We start from the raw sequence: 18,514 nt of genomic DNA on the forward strand, positions 1-18,514 counted from the left end.
GGCGGTCAGATCGTGCGGCCGTGCGCCCGCAGCGTCCGCAGTGCCTCCACGGTCACGATCGGGCGCGACTCCAGAGCGGTGCCCGGCGCCCACTGCCGCCAGTCGACCGGCCAGCCACCGTCCTCCTCCTGGCTCGCCGCGAGCCGGTCCAGGGAGCGGGACATCTCCTCGTCCGTGAACCAGCGGCGGGCCAGCGAGTCCGGCACCCGCGCGTAGTCGTGCGGGTAGTGGTGCTCACCCGGCGCGTACCCGTCCGCCACCGGGAAGTCCTCCGGCCGGTCCGGGTCGAGCACCGCGAGCCGCTGGTCGCGCACCAGGCGCCCCAGCCGGTCGCTCGCCGCCTGGGCCCGGGAGCGGTCCGGGACCCCGTCGAGGAAGGCGACCGCCGCCTGGACCTCGTACGGATGCGACTTCTCCAGGGACTCGACGGCGGCCCAGCAGAACTCGGTGGCCCTGAACAGCCAGGCGTGCCAGACCTGGTTGCGGTGGAGCAGCCCGACCACGGGCCCGGTGGAGAGCAGGGCGCCGGGCGGCGCGTCGACGACGGGCACGAACGGGGCCGCCGGGTAGCCGCGTTGCGAGGGGTGGATCGCGGGCAGCGCGCCCTCGTGCGTCGACACCTCGGTCAGATAGCGGCAGATCCGCTCGACGCGCAGCCCGCCGCAACGGCCGATCGAGTCGAGCACCCGGAGGGCGTGCGCGGTGTGCAGCGGCTGGCTGACCGGACCGCGCAGATCGGGTTCGAGGGCGTGGCCGTAGCCGCCGTCCTCGTTGAGGTAGGCGGCGAGCGCGGCCTCGACCGGGTCGGCGCCGCCGCGCAGGAAGTGGTAGGCGAACCGGCGCTGTTCGAGCACGCGGGCGGTCAGCCAGACGAAGTGCTCGGCCCGAGCGAGGGGAGAGGAGTTCTCTGGGGGTTTTCCGGCCATGTTCCGACGGTAGGGGGGAAACCGCGTCTGACAAGGCCTTCGGCCCGGGCTGCACCCTTGAGAGCGCGATACTGGGCTCATGCGGTTGACGATTTTCTGGGAACGGATGGCCGACCACTTCGGTGCGGGCTATGCCGAGAGCTTCGCCAAGGACCATGTGATGGCCGAGCTCGGCGGCCGGACGGTGCACGAGGCGCTGGACGCGGGCTGGGAGGCCAAGGACGTGTGGCGGGCGGTCTGCTCGGCGGTCGGCGTACCGGCCGAGAAACGATGATGTGACGGCCCCTGGCCGGAATGTCCGGACGGTGCGCGAGACTGGCGGGGTGGCCACCGACGACGCGAACGACGAGACCCGTGACGACCCCGCCGGCACCTCCGGCACTCACGACACCCCTGCCGAGGCCGGCGGCCCCCGTGGGACGGCTGCCGCCGGGCAGCCGTCCCCGGCCCCGGGCACTGCGGCCGCCGCCCCCGGCGCCGCAGGGGCCCCCGCGGCGGCCCCGGCTCCCGTCGCGAGGATGCCGCGCTGGCTTCCCCGCGCCCTGGTGCTCGCCCTCGCCCTCTACGCCTGCTTCCAGCTCGGGAACTGGGCCTTCCACCAGCTCATCGGGCTGCTCGTCAACATCCTGCTCGCCTTCTTCCTGGCGCTCGCCATCGAGCCGGCGGTGGGGCGCATGGCGGCGCGCGGCATGCGCAGGGGACTCGCCACCTTCATCGTCTTCTTCGGCGTCCTCGTCGTCGGGGTCGGCTTCGTGGTGCTGCTCGGCTCGATGCTCGCGGGTCAGATCGTCGACATGGTCGAGAACTTCCCCAAGTACCTCGACTCCCTGATCAACTGGACCAACCAGCACTTCCACACAGATTTGTCCCGGGTCGAAGTCCAGGACAGCGTGCTGCGCTCCGACTGGCTGCAGAAGTACGTCCAGAACAGCGCCTCCGGAGTCCTGGACGTCTCCACCACCCTGCTCGGCGGCCTGTTCAAGCTGCTGACGATCTTCCTGTTCTCCTTCTACTTCGCCGCCGACGGGCCCCGGCTGCGCCGCGCGCTGTGCTCGGTCCTGCCCCCGGCCCGCCAGACCGAGGTGCTGCGGGCCTGGGAGATCGCCGTCGACAAGACGGGCGGCTACCTCTACTCGCGCGGCCTGATGGCGCTGATCTCCGGTGTGGCGCACTTCGTGCTCTTCGAGATCCTGGGCGTGCCGTACGCCCCGGCGCTCGGCGTCTGGGTCGGCCTGGTCTCGCAGTTCATCCCGACCATCGGCACCTACCTGGCGGGCGCGCTGCCGATGCTGATCGCGTTCACCGTCGACCCCTGGTACGCGCTGTGGGTGCTGATCTTCGTCGTGGTCTACCAGCAGTTCGAGAACTACATGCTGCAGCCGAAGCTGACCTCCAAGACGGTGGACATCCACCCGGCGGTGGCCTTCGGCTCGGTCATCGCGGGCACCGCGCTCCTCGGCGCGGTCGGCGCCCTGATCGCCATCCCCGCCGTCGCCACCCTCCAGGCCTTCCTCGGCGCGTACGTGAAGCGGTACGACGTGACCGACGACCCCCGGGTCCACGGCCACCGGCGCTACGGCGAGGCGGTCGTCGCCCGCCTGCAGAAGGCCCTCCACCACAAGAAGGAGCAGGCGGAGCCGGAGCGGCGGTAGCGGCGGGGCCGACGGCCGGAGGACGGGCTTCCGGAGCGCGCGGCGCACCGGCGTGGTGCGCTTGACACGAAAATCGAACATCCATTCTCATGAGAGTCAGGGCCTTGGAATCACGGGGTTTTCGCCGGGTTATCCACAGGCTGGAAGGGACGCCGGGGCCCATTGTCAGTGGCAGGGGTTAGCGTCTTTCACATGAAGCGATCGACTCAAGCAAACCGGGTGGAACCCATGGCAGGAACCGACCGCGAGAAGGCGCTCGACGCCGCACTCGCACAGATCGAACGGCAATTCGGCAAGGGTGCCGTGATGCGCATGGGCGAGCGCTCGAAGGAGCCGATCGAGGTCATCCCGACCGGATCGACCGCCCTGGACGTCGCGCTCGGCGTCGGCGGCCTGCCGCGCGGCCGTGTCGTCGAGGTCTACGGACCGGAGTCCTCCGGCAAGACGACCCTGACCCTGCACGCCGTCGCCAACGCGCAGAAGGCCGGCGGTCAGGTCGCGTTCGTGGACGCCGAGCACGCCCTCGACCCCGAGTACGCCCGCAAGCTGGGCGTCGACATCGACAACCTCATCCTGTCCCAGCCGGACAACGGCGAGCAGGCCCTCGAGATCGTCGACATGCTGGTGCGCTCCGGCGCCCTCGACCTGATCGTCATCGACTCCGTCGCCGCGCTCGTCCCGCGCGCGGAGATCGAGGGCGAGATGGGCGACTCGCACGTCGGTCTGCAGGCCCGACTGATGAGCCAGGCCCTGCGGAAGATCACCAGCGCGCTCAACCAGTCCAAGACCACCGCGATCTTCATCAACCAGCTCCGCGAGAAGATCGGCGTGATGTTCGGCTCGCCGGAGACCACGACCGGTGGCCGCGCCCTGAAGTTCTACGCCTCCGTGCGGCTCGACATCCGCCGCATCGAGACCCTCAAGGACGGCACGGACGCGGTGGGCAACCGCACCCGCGTCAAGGTCGTCAAGAACAAGGTCGCACCCCCCTTCAAGCAGGCCGAGTTCGACATCCTCTACGGCCAGGGCATCAGCCGCGAGGGCGGCCTGATCGACATGGGCGTGGAGCACGGCTTCGTCCGCAAGGCCGGCGCCTGGTACACGTACGAGGGCGACCAGCTGGGCCAGGGCAAGGAGAACGCCCGCAACTTCCTGAAGGACAACCCCGACCTCGCCAACGAGATCGAGAAGAAGATCAAGGAGAAGCTGGGCGTCGGCGTGCGGCCCGAGGAGCCCTCGGCCGAGCCGGGTGCGGACGCCGCGAGCGGTTCGGCGGAGGCGGGCGCGGCGGACGCCGACGCGGCCAAGGCCGTCCCGGCGCCGGCCAAGGCCACCAAGGTGACCAAGGCCACCACGGCCAAGAGCTGAACCGGTGACCGGCCGCACCGAATGGCCGGACGACAGCCCCTCCTCGTCGAGGGCCGAGAAGGAGCTGTCGTCCCAGGATCCGGCTGAGCGGGCGCGGGCGATCTGCCTGCGCCTGCTCACCGGGACCCCCCGCACCCGCAAGCAGCTCGCCGACGCCCTGCGCAAGCGGGAGATCCCCGACGAGGTCGCCGAGGAGGTCCTCTCCCGCTTCGAGGACGTGGGGCTCATCGACGACGCCGCGTTCGCCGGAGCCTGGGTCGACTCCCGGCACCACGGCCGGGGCCTCGCCCGCCGGGCCCTCGCCCGCGAGCTGCGGACCAAGGGCGTCGACGCCTCGCTCATCCAGGAGGCCGTCGACCGGCTCGACTCCGACCAGGAGGAGACCCGGGCCCGCGAGCTCGTCGACCGCAAGCTGCGCGCCACCCGTGGCCTGGAGCGGGACCGGCGGCTGCGCCGCCTCGCCGGGATGCTCGCCCGCAAGGGCTACCCGGAGGGCATGGCCCTGCGCGTGGTCCGGCAGGCCCTGGAGGAGGAGGGCGAGGACACCGACGGTCTGGAAGAACCCTTCTAGGACCACGGGCCCCGCCCCTTGCCGCCCTGCCCTGCCCCCGCCCGGTCTTCGCCACCGGCGCCGCCCGGCCGGGATGCGTACGCGGCCGCCCTCAGCGGCTGCGGGTCGCTCCCGTCGCCGGCAGCAACACCGGGAGGCCGGCCGCCTTCCAGGCCTGGAAACCGCCGATGACGTCCGTCGCGCGGTGCAGGCCCAGCTGCCGCAGGGACGCGGCGGCCAGCGACGAGGCGTAGCCCTCGTTGCAGAGGACCACGACGCGCAGGTCGTGGCTGTACGCCTGGGGAGCGCGGTGGCTGCCCAGGGGGTCGAGCCGCCACTCCAGCTCGTTGCGCTCCACGATCAGCGCGCCCGGGATCAGGCCGTCCCGCTCGCGCAGCGCCGCGTAGCGGGTGTCGACCAGCAGCGCGTCACCCGCCTCGTACGCCTCGTACGCGGTGCGCGCGTCGACGCGGTCGAGCCCCGCCCGTACGCGCTCGAGCAACTCGTCGATCCCGACGCGCCCGCCGACCTCCCCGCCGGGTGTCACTCCGGTCTCCCCGCCGTGCACCCCGCCGGGTGTCACTCCGGTCTCCCCGCCGGATGTCGCCCCGGTCTCCCCGCCGGTCACCCCGTCGTCCGTCGTCTCGCTCACTGCCAGTCCTCCGGGCGCTCGACCTGCTCGAGACGGAGCACCGCGCCCGACCGGCTGAAGCGCCGGATCAGCGGGAGCGGCGGATAGTAGGCGTGCACCGAGACCGCGTGCGCGGTGCCGGACTCGTTGAGGACCTCGTGCACATGGTGGCGTCCGAAGGCGCGGCCCTCGCCCGCCGGGAGCTCGCGGCGGCGGTCCAGCCCGTCGGCCAGCTCCAGGTTCTTCCAGCCGCCGGCCGGCAGCCGCACCGCGAGCGCGTTCTCCTTCAGGGTGCCCCGCGCGGTGGCGAAGGCGCCCAGCGACTCGGCGTGGTCGTGCCAGCCGGTCCCCGTGCCGGGCGGCCAGCCGATGAGCCAGGCCTCGCTCCCGCCGGGCCCGTCGAGCCGGATCCAGGTGCGGCCCTCCGGGTCGAGGGGCAGCGAGGCGATCAGTTCGTCGTCGGCGGCCGTGCGCCGGACGAAGTCCAGCAGATCGGCCGCGGTCGGGGAGTCGGAAACGGGCGTGGGGGCGTGCTGTGTCTGGGACACGGAGGACCGTCCTGAGGGTTCGCGAAAGCGCGCACGACCGAGCGGGCGCGCGAAGAAGCGGAAGAGGGACGCGAATTCAGCAGGACGGGCGACACATGCAGCCCGCGTAGCGGACCAGGTCCATATGGACCCTCCGCCACAGGCGCACATCGGTGTCGGTCACGTTCCGGAGTACACCATGTGCGCCTGCGAGGGTCAATTGACGTCCGCTGTGCGGTCGCTGTCCGTGGACGCGTCCTCGACAGCCGGGCTTCCGCCCCGTACCGCGTCCGCCGCGGCGTGCAGCTCCTCGGGGCGCACCCCGGCGAAGGCGGCGGCCAGGTGCCCGTCCGGGCGGACCAGCAGGACGGCGTGGGCCGGGGCGCCCGGGTAGCCCTCCGTCACCAGGAGCTCGGCGGGGGCCGGCAGCGCGTCCACCGCCTCGGCGAGCCGTGGCATCACGCCGGCGCTCATCCAGTGCCGCCGGTCCCACACCCCGGTCCCCGGGGCGACGAGGACGACGAGCAGCCGCCCCTGCCCCAGCCGGTCCCGCAGTCGCACGGTCGTGCCGTCGGGCGCCGTCACCCGGACGTCCGCCGCCGGAGCTCCGTCGGGCGTGCCCACCGGGATGCGCCCCTCGGACGCCGGCGCGGCCAGCGGGGAGTGCGGATAGGCGGGCGGCGCGCCCAGCGGCCCGCGCCCCAGGTGTCCGTCGGTCAGCAAAGTGTCGTGGGCGCGTCCGCCGCCCGGCAGGTAGGTGCGCAGCCCTCCGCCGCCGCGCAGCGCCGGCAGCGACTGGTCGGCCGCCCTCAGCCGTGCCGCGACGGCCGCGCGGCGCTCGCTCTGGTAGCTGTCCAGCAGCGTGGGCGAGGAGTCCCGGTGGTGCCGGCTGTGGGCCAGCTTCCAGGCCAGGTTGTCGACGTCCCGCAGCCCCTCGTCGAACCCTTGGGTGCCGACCGCGCCGAGCAGGTGCGCCGCGTCCCCGGCGAGGAACACCCGGTCGATCCGCCAGCGCCGGGCGAGCCGGTGGTGCACGGTGTGGACGCCGGTGTCGATCAGGTCGTACGGCGGGGTGGTGCCCTCGCACCAGCCGGCCAGGGTGTCGCGGATGCGGGTCACGAGCGCGTCCGGGGTGACCAGGTCGCCGCGCGGCGGCAGCAGCCAGTCGATCCGCCACACCCCGTCGGGCAGCGGGCGGGCCGTGATCTCCTCGCCGGCCCCGCGCCACGGCGGCTGACGGTGCAGCAGGGCCTCGCCGGCCCAGGGGAGTTCGGTGCGCAGCGCGGCGACCGCGTGCCGTTCCACCGCCGTGCGCCCGGCGAAGCGCACCCCGAGCAGTTTGCGCACGGTCGAGCGGGCGCCGTCGCAGCCGACCAGATGGCTGCCCCGCCACCAGGTGCCCTCCGGTCCCCGGGTGTGCGCGCCGACCCCGTGCGCGTCCTGCTCGACCGCGTCGACGCGGGCGTCGGTGACGAGCGTGACGAGCTTCTGGCGGGCGATCGCGTCACGCAGGCCGCGGGCGAGGGCGTGCTGGGGGATGTGCAGCGGCGCGGGCGGGCCCTCGGTCCCGTCCGCGGCGCCGGCGTCCCCGGAAAGGCCCAGGTCGAGGGCGACGTGCCGGGTCTGCTGCTTGCGGCGCAGGGAGCGCCAGCCGACCCAGCGGACCCCCTCGTCGCGGAGCGTGGTGCAGCCGAGCCGTTCCACCAGGGCGGCCATGTCGGCGCGCAGCACGACGGTGCGGGCGGGGCGTGGCTCCTCCTTGCCCGCGGTCTCGTCGAGGACGACGCTGGGGACGTCCTGGGCGGCCAGGGCGAGGGAGAGCGCGAGGCCGACGGGCCCCGCGCCCACGATGATCACCGGGTCCACGGCGTCGCTCCTGAGGGCCGTACGGTCGTGCGGGTAGCACAGCGGAGTGTGGCGCGGGCCCGGAGCTTGATCACGGAACGTATGCAACCCACTGCGGGTGCGCGCGTCAAGTGACAGGGGCAGCGGCGGTCGCCACTGCCCCCGGATGATGTCACATACCGTCAGTTCTTCGTGCCGCCAGGGCCGTCGGCGGGCCCGGTGGTGTCACCGGCGGTCATCTCCGCCTCCAGGTCGGCCTCGCCGCCCGGGGCCTCGGCGGGGGCGACGGTGATGCCGGTCCTGGCCCGGCGGCCGCGCTTCTCGATCCAGGTGGCGAGCGCGGAGAGCGCCAGACACAGCGCGATGTAGATGACGCCGAAGACCACGATCACGGAGACGTACGGGTACTGGCCGTTGACCAGCGTGTTGGAGGCGATCAGCTGGGCCGAGTAGAGCAGCTCGGGGTAGAGGATCATGTAGCCGAGCGAGGTGTCCTTGAGGGTCACCACCAGCTGGCTGATGATCGTCGGCAGCATGGCCCGGACCGCCTGCGGAAGCAGGACGCTGGTCATCACCTGGGTCTTGCTCATGCCGAGCGCGTACGCGGCCTCGCGCTGTCCGCGCGGCACCGCGTTGACGCCGGCCCGCAGCACCTCGGCCTGGACGCAGCCGTTGTAGATGGACAGGCCGAGCGCCAGCGCCCACATCGAGTAGTCGGTGAGGAAGGCGACCCACACCGCGTAGATGGTGATCAGCAGCGGGAGCGAGCGGAAGACCTCGATGAAGCCGGTGGCCACCCAGCGGACCGGCTTGTGGTCGGAGAGCCGGGCGACGGCGAGCAGCACGCCGAGGACGAGCGAGCCGACGGCCGCGAGACCGAAGGCCTTCAACGTGGCGAGCAGCGCGTCGGCGATGTTCTGCCGGATGCCCGAGTAGTTGAAGATGTCCCACATCTCGGGGGCGAGGTGCCCCTTGTCGTTCAGCCGGATCACGCTGACGGCGAGCAGCGCGAGGATCACGAGCGTGCCGACGACGGCGTAGATCCGGTTGCGGACGCGGGCCTTGGGGCCGGGGGCGTCGAAGAGAACGCTGGCGCTCATCGGGCGACCTCCATGGTGCGCTCAAGGAGACGGAAGAGACCGCTGATGGCGAAGGTGATGACGAGGTAGGCGACGGCGACCCAGAAGAAGACCGGGGCGATCGCGTAGCCCTGCTCGCTCATCAGCGTCTGCCAGCCGAAGAGCTCCGTGACGCTGAAGGCGCCGGCGATGGCCGAGTTCTTGGTCAGGGCGATGAAGATCGAGCTCATCGGGGGCAGCACCGTCCGGGTGGCCTGCGGGAGCACGATCAGGCGCAGCGTCTGCGAGAAGCCCATGCCCAGCGAGCGGGCGGCCTCCGCCTGGCCCAGCGGCACCGTGGAGATGCCGGAGCGGACGGCCTCGCAGACGAACGAGGAGGTGTAGAGGCCCAGCGCGAGCGAGGCGAGCACGAAGGGGCTCATGCCCGGGAAGAGGATCTCCGGGACCACGAAGAAGAAGACCAGGAAGAGCAGGGTCAGCGGGGTGTTGCGCAGCAGCGTCACCCAGGCGGTGCCGAAGAAGCGCAGCGGGGGGACGGGGGAGACCCGGAAGCCCGCGATGACGACGCCGAGGACCAGGGCGATGACCGAGCTGACGGCGGTGATCGACACGGTTCCTATGAATCCGTCGCGGAACTCCGGGAAATGGTCGAGCAGTACGTTCATGAGGACTCCGCGTCGGCAGTCAGCGGCAGGAGGGCAGCGGGCTTACGGGCAGGGGGCGGGGGCGCCCCGACGCGCACCGGGTGCGGCGCGGACGGGGCGCTCACGCGCGGGCGGATCAGTAGCGCACGACCGCCGGCGGCTCGGTGTAGGCGGAGCCGGAGAGGCCGAGGGTGGCCTCGTAGATCTTCTTGTAGGTGCCGTCCTTCTCGAACTTCTCCAGGACGTCGTTCACCTTGTCGCGGAGGACCTTGTCCTCCTTGCTGATGCCGATGCCGTAGGGCTCCTCGGTGAACGGCTTGCCGACGACCTTGAGCTTGCCCTTGTTGGCGGCGGCGTAGCCCTTGAGGATCGAGTCGTCGGTGGTGACGGCGTCGACCTGCTTGGTGAGCAGCTGCTGGACGCAGTCGGAGTACTTGCCGAGCTCGACGGTCTCCGCGCCGTACTGCGGCTTCTTGATCTCCTGGAGCGGGGTCGAGCCCGTGATCGAGCAGACCTTCTTGCCCTTCACGCTCTCCGGGCCGGTGATCGCGGTCTCGTCCTTGCGGACCAGGAGGTCGGCGCCGGCCTTGTAGTACGGGCCCGCGAAGCCGACCTGCGCCTTGCGCTTGTCGTTGATCGTGTAGGTGCCGACGTAGTAGTCGACCTGGCCCGTGGAGATCGCGGTCTCGCGCAGCTTGGAGTTGACGGTCTTCCACTCGATCTTGTCGGGGGAGAAGCCGAGCTCGGCCGCGATCATCTTCGCGATCTCGATGTCGAAGCCGGAGCGCACCTTGGTGGCCTGGTCCTCGAAGCCGAGGTACGGCTGGTCGGCCTTGGAGCCGATGATCAGCTTGCCGCGCTCCTTGGCCTTCTTGAAGGTCGGGGAGTTCAGGTCCACGCCGCTCGCGACGGCGTACGTGGGCAGCTTGGGGGCGGCGGCGTCGCCGGGCTTGGTGGCGGGCTTGTCGCCGGCCGAGCCCTCCTTGCCGCCACAGGCGGTCGCGGTCAGCGCGAGTACGGCAACGGCCACGGCCGCGGTCTTGCGGAGCTTCATCGTGAACATCCCTCAGGTCGTGGGTAGTTGATCGTCAGTGTGCAGCACATCGCCCGGGGCGACTAAGGAGTTGCGGCCGTGCGCCGTCAGTGGTGAAGGATCTTCGAGAGGAAGTCCTTGGCCCGGTCGCTGCGCGGGTTGCTGAAGAACGCCTCGGGGGTGGCCTGTTCGACGATCTTCCCGTCGGCCATGAAGACCACGCGGTTGGCGGCAGAGCGCGCGAAGCCCATCTCGTGGGTGACGACCACCATCGTCATGCCCTCCTGGGCCAGCTGCTGCATGACCTCCAGGACCTCGTTGATCATCTCCGGGTCGAGCGCCGAGGTCGGCTCGTCGAACAGGATGACCTTCGGGTCCATCGCCAGGGCGCGGGCGATCGCCACGCGCTGCTGCTGGCCGCCCGAGAGCTGCGCCGGGTACTTGTCGGCCTGGGCGCCCACGCCGACGCGGTCGAGGAGGGCGCGCGCCTTGGTCTCCGCGGCCTTCTTGTCCGTCTTGCGGACCTTGATCTGCCCCAGCATCACGTTCTCGAGCACCGTCTTGTGCGCGAAGAGGTTGAACGACTGGAAGACCATGCCGACGTCGGCCCGCAGCCGCGCCAGCTCCCTGCCCTCCTGGGGCAGCGGCTTCCCGTCGATGGTGATGCTGCCGGAGTCGATCGTCTCCAGGCGGTTGATGGTGCGGCACAGCGTGGACTTGCCGGACCCGGAAGGCCCGATGACCACCACGACCTCGCCGCGGGCGATGGTCAGGTCGATGTCCTGCAGCACGTGCAGCGCGCCGAAGTGCTTGTTGACGTCGGACAGCACGACCAGGTCGTCCGCGGCCGGTACGGCGTCCTGGGAACCCTTGGTCACTGACACTCCGCTCATCGGCTTCTCGCTCCGTCCTGCTCGGTTGGGGAGGACACTAGAGACCGGGTGTGAGGACCGTCATCACATCTGAGCGAAGTTTGAGGATAACGATCCGGTCGCAAGCGGACACTCTGCGTGAAGGGGGCGTCCGGTGCCGTACCGGGTGCATAACGGAAACGCCCCCTTAACGGGGGGAAACTTGACTGCGGCCGTGGCCATCGGCGTTCATGCCCTGGTACACAGATAGTCATCACGCGGCGCCGGGGGACCCGGAACGAGCTCACGAGGAGCATCGCGCAGCGACCGGAACCGATCGAAGAGATCACGGAGGAGGGCCATGAGACTGCTGCTCGTCGAGGACGACGACCACGTCGCCGCCGCGCTCTCCGCGATCCTCGCCCGGCACGGCTTCCAGGTCACCCACGCCCGCAACGGCGAGGAGGCGCTGCAGGCCGTCCTGCCCGCCGCCCACGGCGAGCGCCCCTCGTACGGGGTGATCCTGCTCGACCTCGGCCTGCCCGACCAGGACGGCTACCAGGTCTGCGGACGGATCCGGAAGCTCACCGCCACCCCCGTGATCATGGTGACCGCGCGCGCCGACGTGCGGTCCCGGATACACGGCCTCAACCTCGGCGCCGACGACTACGTGGTCAAGCCCTACGACACCGGTGAGCTGCTCGCCCGCATCCACGCGGTCAGCCGGCGCACCACCGGTGGCGAGGACGGCGCCGGAGCGGCCGAGGACAGCACCCTGCGCCTCGGACAGGTCACCATCGAGCTGCCCACCCGCCGGGTCAGCGTCGACGGCGACGCCGTCGCCCTCACCCGCAAGGAGTTCGACCTGCTGGCCCTGCTCGCCCAGCGGCCCGGCGTGGTCTTCCGCCGCGAGCAGATCATCAGCGAGGTCTGGCGCACCAGCTGGGAGGGGACCGGCCGCACCCTGGAGGTGCACGTCGCCTCCCTGCGCTCCAAGCTGCGCATGCCCGCCCTGATCGAGACCGTGCGGGGCGTGGGCTACCGCCTGGTCGCGCCCGCCGCGTAACCCCGGACCCGCCGGCCCGTGCGCACCCGACTCCTCCCGCTCCTCATCGTCCTGATGGCCGGCGTCCTGCTGGCCCTCGGCTTCCCGCTGGCCGCGAGCCTCGCCGCCTCCGAACAGCAGCGGGTCGTGGTCGACCGGCTGGACGACGGCGCCCGGTTCGCCGCGCTCGCGCAGTTCGTCGGCGAGACGGTCATCGGCCCCGACGAACGTCGCACCACCCTCAGCGGCGAACTCGCCAGCTACCACGACGTCTACGGCATCCGTGCCGGCATCTTCTACCGCAACAACCGTGCGATGGCCGCCGCCCCCGAGGACTGGGTCGTACCGTACGAGGGGGAGGGCAGGCGCGCCTTCAACGAGGCTCTCCTCGGCCGCCGCAGCCACGACCCGCCGCAGGTCTGGCCCTGGCAGGGCGACGCCCGGCTGACGGTCGCCTCCCCGGTCGTCCGGGACGGCGACGTCGTCGCCGTCGTCGTCACCGACTCGCCCACCGGACAGCTGCGCACCCGCATCCTGCACGGCTGGCTGCTGATCTTCGCCGGCGAGTCGGCGGCCATGCTGCTCGCCGTCGGCGCGGCCTTCCGGCTCACCGGCTGGGTGCTCCGGCCGGTCCGGGTCCTCGACGCCGTCACCCACGACATCGCCACCGGACGCATGAACTCCCGCGTCGCCGCCACCGGCGGCCCGCCCGAACTACGCCGCCTGGCCCGCTCGTTCAACGAGATGGCCGACAACGTCGAGGACGTCCTCGAACAGCAGCGGGCCTTCGTCGCCGACGCCTCCCACCAGCTGCGCAACCCGCTCGCCGCGCTGCTGCTGCGCATCGAGCTGCTCGCCCTCGAACTGCCCGAGGGCAACGAGGAGATCGCCTCCGTGCGCACCGAGGGCAAGCGGCTCGCCCAGGTCCTCGACGACCTGCTCGACCTCGCGCTCGCCGAACACGCCGACGCCGATCTGCGGCTCACCGACATCGGGGCGCTCACCGCCGAGCGGGTCGCCTCCTGGCGCCCGGTCGCCGACGAGAAGGGCGTGACGATCGTCGCCGACACCGGCCCGGTCACCGCCTGGTCGGACCCGGTGGCACTGTCCAGCGCCCTCGACGCCGTGATCGACAACGCGCTCAAGTTCACCCCGGCCGGCGAGGACGTCACCGTGGGCGTCGCGCTGAGCCCGGGCGGGCGGACCGTCGCCGTGGAGATCGCCGACCACGGACCCGGCCTCACCGACGAGGAGCTGGAGCGCGTCGGCGACCGCTTCTGGCGCTCGAACCTGCACCAGAACGTCAAGGGCTCCGGCCTCGGCCTGTCCATCGCCCGGGTCCTGCTCGCGGCCGGCGACGGCGCCATCGCCTTCACCCGCAACGAGCCCCACGGCCTCAAGGTGACCGTCACCGTCCCCCGGAACGAGCCGCGCCGGCAGGCGACGCGGAGCCAGCTGGCCCGGAGCCAGGCCCCGGACGGGCCCGGCGGCCGGAACGCCTTCGGTGTCCCGGGAGGACCCGACGGTCAGGGCTTCACGGAGCGGTAGTACCGCCGGGCGCCCTCGTGCAGGGTGAGCGGCTCGGTGTAGATCGCGGTCCGCAGGTCCACCAGCTGCGCCGGGTGCACCCGGCCGCCGATCCGGTCCCGGCTCCCGATCACCGTCCGGGTGACGCCCTCCACCAGGTCCGGGTCGGCGGCGTCCGTGGTGACCAGGATGTTCGCCACCGCCAGGGTGTCCACCGGGTTGCCGTCCTGGGCCAGGCCGTACGCGTCGGCCGGGATCACCGCCGAGCGGTAGTAGCGGGTGGACTCGCCCACGTCGTGCAGACTCTCCACCAGCGTCGCGTCGAGCGGCACCAGCCGGACCGGGGAGCGCTCCGACAGCTCCTGCACGGCCTGGGTGGGCAGTCCGCCCGACCAGAAGAACGCGTCCAGCTGCCTGCGCTCCAGGCGGCCGGGCATGGTGTCGATGCCGGCCGAGACCGGACGGATGTCGACGTCCGGGGTGAGCCCGGCCGCCGCCAGCACCCGGTCGGCTATCAGCCGCACGCCCGAGCCCGGCTGCCCGACCCCGACCCGCAGCCCCCGCAGATCGGCCACCGACTGCACCGCCGAGCCCTTCGGCACGACCAGCTGGACGTAGTCGTCGTAGAGCCGGGCACAGCCGCGCAGCCGCTCGAAGCCGGGCTTGCGGTCCCGCTGGTACTGGGCCACGGCGTCCGCCGTCGCGATGGTGAAGTCGGCCTCGCCGGACGCGAGCCGGGCCAGGTTCTGCTGGGAGCCCTCGCTGTTCTTGAGCGTTATCGAGACGTCCGGCAGATCGCGGGCGAGGGCCTGCTGGAGCAGCGTTCCGTACTTCTGGTAGACGCCCGTGGGCACGCCCGTGCTGAAGGTGACCTGCCCGCTCGGCGCCTTCGCGCCGAACGGAACCAGCCACCACACCAGGGCGCCCACCAGCACCAGGAGCGCCGCCGAGACCTGGAGGACGCGGCGGCGGGCGGTACGGGTGAGCGCGGGGAGCATGGCGCGATCCTGCCAGCTCGCTCCCCGTCCTGGCCAGGGCGGACCCGGCCGGGACGGGGAGCGGGCGTGCGGTGTCGCTCAGTGTTCGCGCCGCTGTTCGCTCAGTAGGCGAAGCCGGACTTCCCGGTCATCGTCGTCGTGACGTGCGTGATCTGGCTGCCGGGCGGCAGCGCGGTGGTCGTCGCCGTCCCGGTCGTCCCGGTGGTGCTGCCGTCACCGAGCTGGCCGACGTCGTTGGCGCCCCAGCCGACCACCGAGCCGTCGTCGAGCGCGGCGAGGGTGTAGTTGAGGCCGCCCGCGATGTCCTGGACGCCCTTGAGCTGGTCCAGGACGACCGGGGTGGTGCGGTTGGCGTTGGTGCCGTCGCCGAGCTGCCGGTCGGTGTTCTTGCCCCAGGCGGCCACACTGCCGTCGTCGAGGATCGCGAAGGCGGTCGCGTTGGTGGCGAAGACCGAGGCCACGGCGTCGAGGTAGGCCACGTCCACCGCCTTGTTGCTGTCGGCGGTGCCGTCGTTGCCGAGCTGGCCCTCGCCGCCCTTGCCCCAGGCCTTGACCGTGTTGTCGGCGGTGAGCGCGAGGACGTACTCGCAGCCCACGGAGATGGCCTCGACGTTCTCGACGTCCGGCACCTTCTGCGGGGTCTCACGGGTGGTGTTGTTCCCGGTGCCGAGACGTCCGTTGTCGCCCTTGCCCCAGGTCCAGACGGTGCCGTCCTGGCGCAGCGCGACGCTGAAGTCGCAGCCCGCCCCGACGTCCTTCACCTTGTCCAGGCTCTGCACGGGGATCGGTGCCTTGTACGGGTTGGTCGTGTCCTGCCCGGTGCCCAGCTGTTTGGAGGCGTTGCTGCCCCAGGCGAGCACCCGGCCGCCCTTGACGGCGAGGACGTGGTTGAGCCCGGCCGAGAGCGCGCTGACGCCGGTGAGCCCGGTGACGGTGCCGGGGAAGCCCTGGTTCGTCGTGGTGCCGTTGCCGAGCTGCCCGGTGGTGTTGGCGCCCCAGGACTTCACGGTGCCGTCCTTGAGGAGGGCGACGGCGAAGGGGTTGGCCGCGGCGGCGGCGCCGCCACCGCCGCCCGAGACCTTGCGGACGTCGTCACGGGCGATGCCGGTCACGGCGGCGGGGGTCTGCTGGCCGACGACGGACCCGTTGCCGAGCTGGCCCTGGGCGTTCTCGCCCCAGCCGCGGACCCAGGGGTCGGTGCCGGCGGCCGCGTGTGCGGGGAGGGTGGGGAGGGTGAGCGCCGCCAGGGACAGGGCGGCGAGGAGGGGAAGACGCAGGGGTGGGGTCATCTGCGTGCCTTTCGGTTTCGTGGGGGACCGACCGTGGGGTCAGTAGGCGTAGCTCGTCCTCCAGGGGAGGGAGGCCGGTACGCGGGTGGTGCCGCTGCCCGGGGGCAGGGCGGTGACGGGGGTCAGGGACGAGGTGGTGGTGCCGTCGCCGAGCTGGCCGGAGGTGTTGTCACCCCAGGTGACGACGGACTGGTCGTCGAGGAGAGCCACGCTGTACTGGTAGCCCGGGGTCAGGGCCTGGACGCCGGTGAGGCCCGGGACGGGTACGGGCGTGGTGCGCTGGGCGGTGGTGCCGTCGCCGAGCTGGCCGCCCCCGTTCCAGCCCCAGGCCCGGACGCTGCCGTCGGCCAGCACGGCGAAGCTGTGGTACCAGCCGGCGTAGACGGCCTTGACCTCGTCCAGGAACTTCACGTCCACGGGGGACGAGCTGGGTTCGACGCTGTCGTTGCCCAGCTGCCCGTTGAGGTTGTAGCCCCATGCCCTGACCGTGCCGTCGGCCTTGAGGGCCACGGAGTGGTGGCAGCCGGTGGACACGGCGACGACGTCCGTGAGGTCCGGTACCCGCTTCGGGGTGTTCTGATGGGCGACGCTTCCGATGCCGAGCTGGCCGTAGGTGTTCTCACCCCAGGACCAGACCGTGCCGTCGTCGCGCAGGGCCAGGGTGAAACCACAGCCCAGTGCGATGTCCGTCACCCTGCGCAGGCTCTGCGTGAGGACGGGGCGCGCGGCGTCCGACGTCACGCCGTTGCCGAGCTGACCGAGGTTGTTCTGGCCCCAGGCCCATACCCGCCCGCCGCGTACGGCCGCGGCGAAGCCGTTCCCGGCCGCGATCTCCGAGACACCCGAGAGCCCGGCGACGGTCACGGGCGCGGGCCGGTCGGTGGTGGTGCCGTCGCCGAGCTGGCCGTTTCCGTTGCCGCCCCAGGACTCGACGGTGCCGTCCTCAAGGAGGGCGACGGCGAACGCCCGGCTCGCGGCGCTGCCGCCGTTGGCCGCCAGCTCGCGCACGTCGTCGCGTCGGAGGCCCCGGACGGGCGACGGCGTCTGCTGGTCGAGCGTGGTGCCGTTGCCGAGCTGACCGGCGTTGCTCAGACCCCAGGCCCGTACCCAGGGATCGCCGGGATCGGCGTGCGCCGGGGCGCCCAGGGTGAGGACGGCAGCCAGGGCGACGGCAGCGCGTACGAGGGAGCGGTACGTCATCACGTACGCACCCCGCTCAGTACGCGTACGTCGTGTTGCCGCCCAAGGACACCGCGACGTCCTTCACCTTCGAGCCCTCGTCGAGGATCCTCACCGACTCGAAGCGGGACACGGTCGTGCCGTTGCCGAGCTGGCCCTCGCTGTTGTGGCCCCAGGCGAAGACCTCGTCCGCGGTGACCGCCACGCCGTGCCGCGCGCCCGCCGCGAGGTGCTGGACGCCTTCGAGGCGCGGGATCTCGACGGGCGCGGAGCGGTTGGTGCGGGAGACGTTGTCGTCGAAGGCCTCGTCGGCCTCCAGGAGCTGGCCGTACTGGTTGTTGCCCCAGCCCCAGACGTGGCTGTCGCTGGTCTTCACGTAGTTGTGGAAGGCGCCCGCCTCGATCTCCGAGACGCCCTCCAGCCAGTCGACGTCGACCGGGACGGTGGAGGACTTGGTGGAGGAGTTGCCCAGCTGGCCGTAGAGGTTGTAGCCCCAGGACTTCACGGTGTCGTCGGCGGTCAGCGCGAGCGCGTGGTAGCAGCCCGCGTCGATGGAGACGATGTTCTCCAGGCCCTGGACCTGCCGGGGTACGGAGCTGGTGGCCCGGCTACCGGTTCCGAGCTGGCCGTGGATGCCGCGGCCCCACGCGTACACCTTGCCGTTCTCCAGCAGGGCGAGGCTGAAGTCGCAGCCGGCCGAGATCTGCTTGACCTTCGGCATGCCCTGGACCCGGTCGGGGACGGTTCGGCTGTCACCGGTGCGGTTGTTGCCGAGCTGGCCGTAGGCGTTGTCGCCCCAGGAGTAGACCTGACCGTTGGTGTCGAGAGCCAGGGCGTGTTTCCCACCGGCCGCGATGTCCTTGACGCTGGTCAGGCGCGGGACGGTGGTCGGCACCGTCTGGTTGTCGTTGCCGCCGTTGCCCAGCTGGCCCGAGGAGTTGTGGCCCCAGGACTTCACCGTCTTGTCGGTACGGGCGAGAGTGAACGAGTCCGCCGAGGACGTGCCGCCCGCCGACATCTGGTCGACGTCGCCGCGGAACAGGCTGGTGACCGAAGCGGGTGACAGGCTGTCGTTGAGCGTGCCGTTGCCGAGCTGTCCGGTGCGCCCGGCACCCCAGCTCAGCACCGTCGGATTGCCCTCGTTGGCGGCGGCCGCCGGGGCGAGGGCCGGCAGCGCGGTGAGTGCGGCGGCCCCGGTGAGCGCGGCGGCGAGGCTCCACCTGACCGGGCGGCGCAGCGGAAGGCGTCGTGATCGTGACATGGGTCTGCTCTCCTTCGTGGGGGACGTACGGGGGAGCTGACGGCCGCGGGCATGGCGTGCCCAGGCCGGTCGGACGGCCGGGACGGGCCGTCGGACACAGCAGCAGCCT

Annotated in this window: 19 protein-coding genes; 6 read left to right on the top strand and 13 right to left on the bottom strand. The window is 71.9% G+C overall.

The window, feature by feature from the left end; genetic code table 11:
• Nucleotides 1-5 precede the first annotated feature (5 nt).
• Nucleotides 6-926, bottom strand: a complete 921-nt coding sequence (locus OG309_RS27830; RefSeq protein WP_329424807.1) for a hypothetical protein — start codon at nucleotides 924-926, stop codon at nucleotides 6-8.
• Between the two features lie 79 nt (nucleotides 927-1,005).
• On the opposite strand from OG309_RS27830, the gene OG309_RS27835 reads away from it, so the two are divergent.
• The 4 genes from OG309_RS27835 (at nucleotide 1,006) to recX (ending at nucleotide 4,517) form a co-directional block, all read left to right on the top strand.
• Complete coding sequence (locus OG309_RS27835; protein ID WP_046911781.1) at nucleotides 1,006-1,200, top strand: DUF3046 domain-containing protein; 195 nt, start codon at nucleotides 1,006-1,008, stop codon at nucleotides 1,198-1,200.
• 244 nt (nucleotides 1,201-1,444) lie between these two features.
• On the top strand, nucleotides 1,445-2,578 hold the full coding sequence (locus OG309_RS27840; RefSeq protein ID WP_402545586.1) for an AI-2E family transporter: 1,134 nt from the start codon (nucleotides 1,445-1,447) through the stop codon (nucleotides 2,576-2,578).
• 228 nt (nucleotides 2,579-2,806) lie between these two features.
• Nucleotides 2,807-3,946, top strand: coding sequence for a recombinase RecA (gene recA, locus OG309_RS27845; RefSeq protein ID WP_329424812.1), 1,140 nt, complete (start codon nucleotides 2,807-2,809; stop codon nucleotides 3,944-3,946).
• A 4-nt stretch (nucleotides 3,947-3,950) separates the two neighbouring features.
• Nucleotides 3,951-4,517 (top strand): recombination regulator RecX, encoded by a 567-nt coding sequence (gene recX / locus OG309_RS27850; RefSeq protein WP_329424814.1) that lies wholly within the window; start codon nucleotides 3,951-3,953, stop codon nucleotides 4,515-4,517.
• Between the two features lie 91 nt (nucleotides 4,518-4,608).
• Here recX and OG309_RS27855 read toward each other — a convergent pair whose 3' ends face one another.
• The 8 genes from OG309_RS27855 to OG309_RS27885 all read right to left on the bottom strand — a co-directional run bounded on the left by OG309_RS27855 (nucleotide 4,609) and on the right by OG309_RS27885 (nucleotide 11,148).
• Complete coding sequence (locus OG309_RS27855) at nucleotides 4,609-5,064, bottom strand: rhodanese-like domain-containing protein (RefSeq protein WP_329428575.1); 456 nt, start codon at nucleotides 5,062-5,064, stop codon at nucleotides 4,609-4,611.
• Between the two features lie 80 nt (nucleotides 5,065-5,144).
• Nucleotides 5,145-5,675 carry a cysteine dioxygenase gene (locus tag OG309_RS27860; protein ID WP_329424816.1) on the bottom strand — a complete coding sequence of 177 codons (531 nt, stop codon included), beginning with the start codon at nucleotides 5,673-5,675 and terminating at the stop codon, nucleotides 5,145-5,147.
• A gap of 76 nt (nucleotides 5,676-5,751) precedes the next feature.
• Nucleotides 5,752-5,838, bottom strand: coding sequence for a putative leader peptide (locus tag OG309_RS38170; RefSeq protein WP_358477332.1), 87 nt, complete (start codon nucleotides 5,836-5,838; stop codon nucleotides 5,752-5,754).
• A 32-nt stretch (nucleotides 5,839-5,870) separates the two neighbouring features.
• Nucleotides 5,871-7,520 carry an FAD-dependent monooxygenase gene (locus OG309_RS27865; RefSeq protein WP_329424818.1) on the bottom strand — a complete coding sequence of 550 codons (1,650 nt, stop codon included), beginning with the start codon at nucleotides 7,518-7,520 and terminating at the stop codon, nucleotides 5,871-5,873.
• A 161-nt stretch (nucleotides 7,521-7,681) separates the two neighbouring features.
• Nucleotides 7,682-8,599 (bottom strand): amino acid ABC transporter permease, encoded by a 918-nt coding sequence (locus OG309_RS27870; protein ID WP_329424820.1) that lies wholly within the window; start codon nucleotides 8,597-8,599, stop codon nucleotides 7,682-7,684.
• Nucleotides 8,596-9,243 (bottom strand): amino acid ABC transporter permease, encoded by a 648-nt coding sequence (locus OG309_RS27875; RefSeq protein ID WP_329424822.1) that lies wholly within the window; start codon nucleotides 9,241-9,243, stop codon nucleotides 8,596-8,598. Before OG309_RS27875 ends, OG309_RS27870 begins: the two co-directional genes overlap by 4 nt.
• A gap of 115 nt (nucleotides 9,244-9,358) precedes the next feature.
• Nucleotides 9,359-10,276, bottom strand: a complete 918-nt coding sequence (locus OG309_RS27880) for a glutamate ABC transporter substrate-binding protein (protein WP_329424824.1) — start codon at nucleotides 10,274-10,276, stop codon at nucleotides 9,359-9,361.
• Nucleotides 10,277-10,362: 86 nt separating this feature from the next.
• Complete coding sequence (locus OG309_RS27885; RefSeq protein WP_329424826.1) at nucleotides 10,363-11,148, bottom strand: amino acid ABC transporter ATP-binding protein; 786 nt, start codon at nucleotides 11,146-11,148, stop codon at nucleotides 10,363-10,365.
• Between the two features lie 319 nt (nucleotides 11,149-11,467).
• On the opposite strand from OG309_RS27885, the gene OG309_RS27890 reads away from it, so the two are divergent.
• A complete protein-coding gene (locus tag OG309_RS27890) occupies nucleotides 11,468-12,172 on the top strand; it encodes a response regulator transcription factor (RefSeq protein WP_329424828.1) in 705 nt (234 codons plus the stop codon).
• 18 nt (nucleotides 12,173-12,190) lie between these two features.
• Nucleotides 12,191-13,699 (top strand): sensor histidine kinase, encoded by a 1,509-nt coding sequence (locus OG309_RS27895; RefSeq protein WP_329424830.1) that lies wholly within the window; start codon nucleotides 12,191-12,193, stop codon nucleotides 13,697-13,699.
• Here OG309_RS27895 and OG309_RS27900 read toward each other — a convergent pair.
• The 4 genes from OG309_RS27900 to OG309_RS27915 all read right to left on the bottom strand — a co-directional run bounded on the left by OG309_RS27900 (nucleotide 13,678) and on the right by OG309_RS27915 (nucleotide 18,405).
• Complete coding sequence (locus tag OG309_RS27900; RefSeq protein ID WP_329424835.1) at nucleotides 13,678-14,676, bottom strand: TAXI family TRAP transporter solute-binding subunit; 999 nt, start codon at nucleotides 14,674-14,676, stop codon at nucleotides 13,678-13,680. The two genes, OG309_RS27895 and OG309_RS27900, sit on opposite strands and share 22 nt — an antisense overlap.
• Before the next feature lie 101 nt (nucleotides 14,677-14,777).
• Nucleotides 14,778-15,965, bottom strand: a complete 1,188-nt coding sequence (locus OG309_RS27905) for an RCC1 domain-containing protein (protein WP_329424837.1) — start codon at nucleotides 15,963-15,965, stop codon at nucleotides 14,778-14,780.
• 39 nt (nucleotides 15,966-16,004) lie between these two features.
• Nucleotides 16,005-17,165 carry an RCC1 domain-containing protein gene (locus OG309_RS27910; protein ID WP_329424838.1) on the bottom strand — a complete coding sequence of 387 codons (1,161 nt, stop codon included), beginning with the start codon at nucleotides 17,163-17,165 and terminating at the stop codon, nucleotides 16,005-16,007.
• 16 nt (nucleotides 17,166-17,181) lie between these two features.
• Nucleotides 17,182-18,405, bottom strand: coding sequence for an RCC1-like domain-containing protein (locus OG309_RS27915; protein WP_329424840.1), 1,224 nt, complete (start codon nucleotides 18,403-18,405; stop codon nucleotides 17,182-17,184).
• Between the last annotated feature and the right edge of the window lie 109 nt (nucleotides 18,406-18,514).

The sequence above is a fragment of the Streptomyces sp. NBC_01268 genome, from assembly GCF_036240795.1.
Taxonomy (GTDB): domain Bacteria; phylum Actinomycetota; class Actinomycetes; order Streptomycetales; family Streptomycetaceae; genus Streptomyces.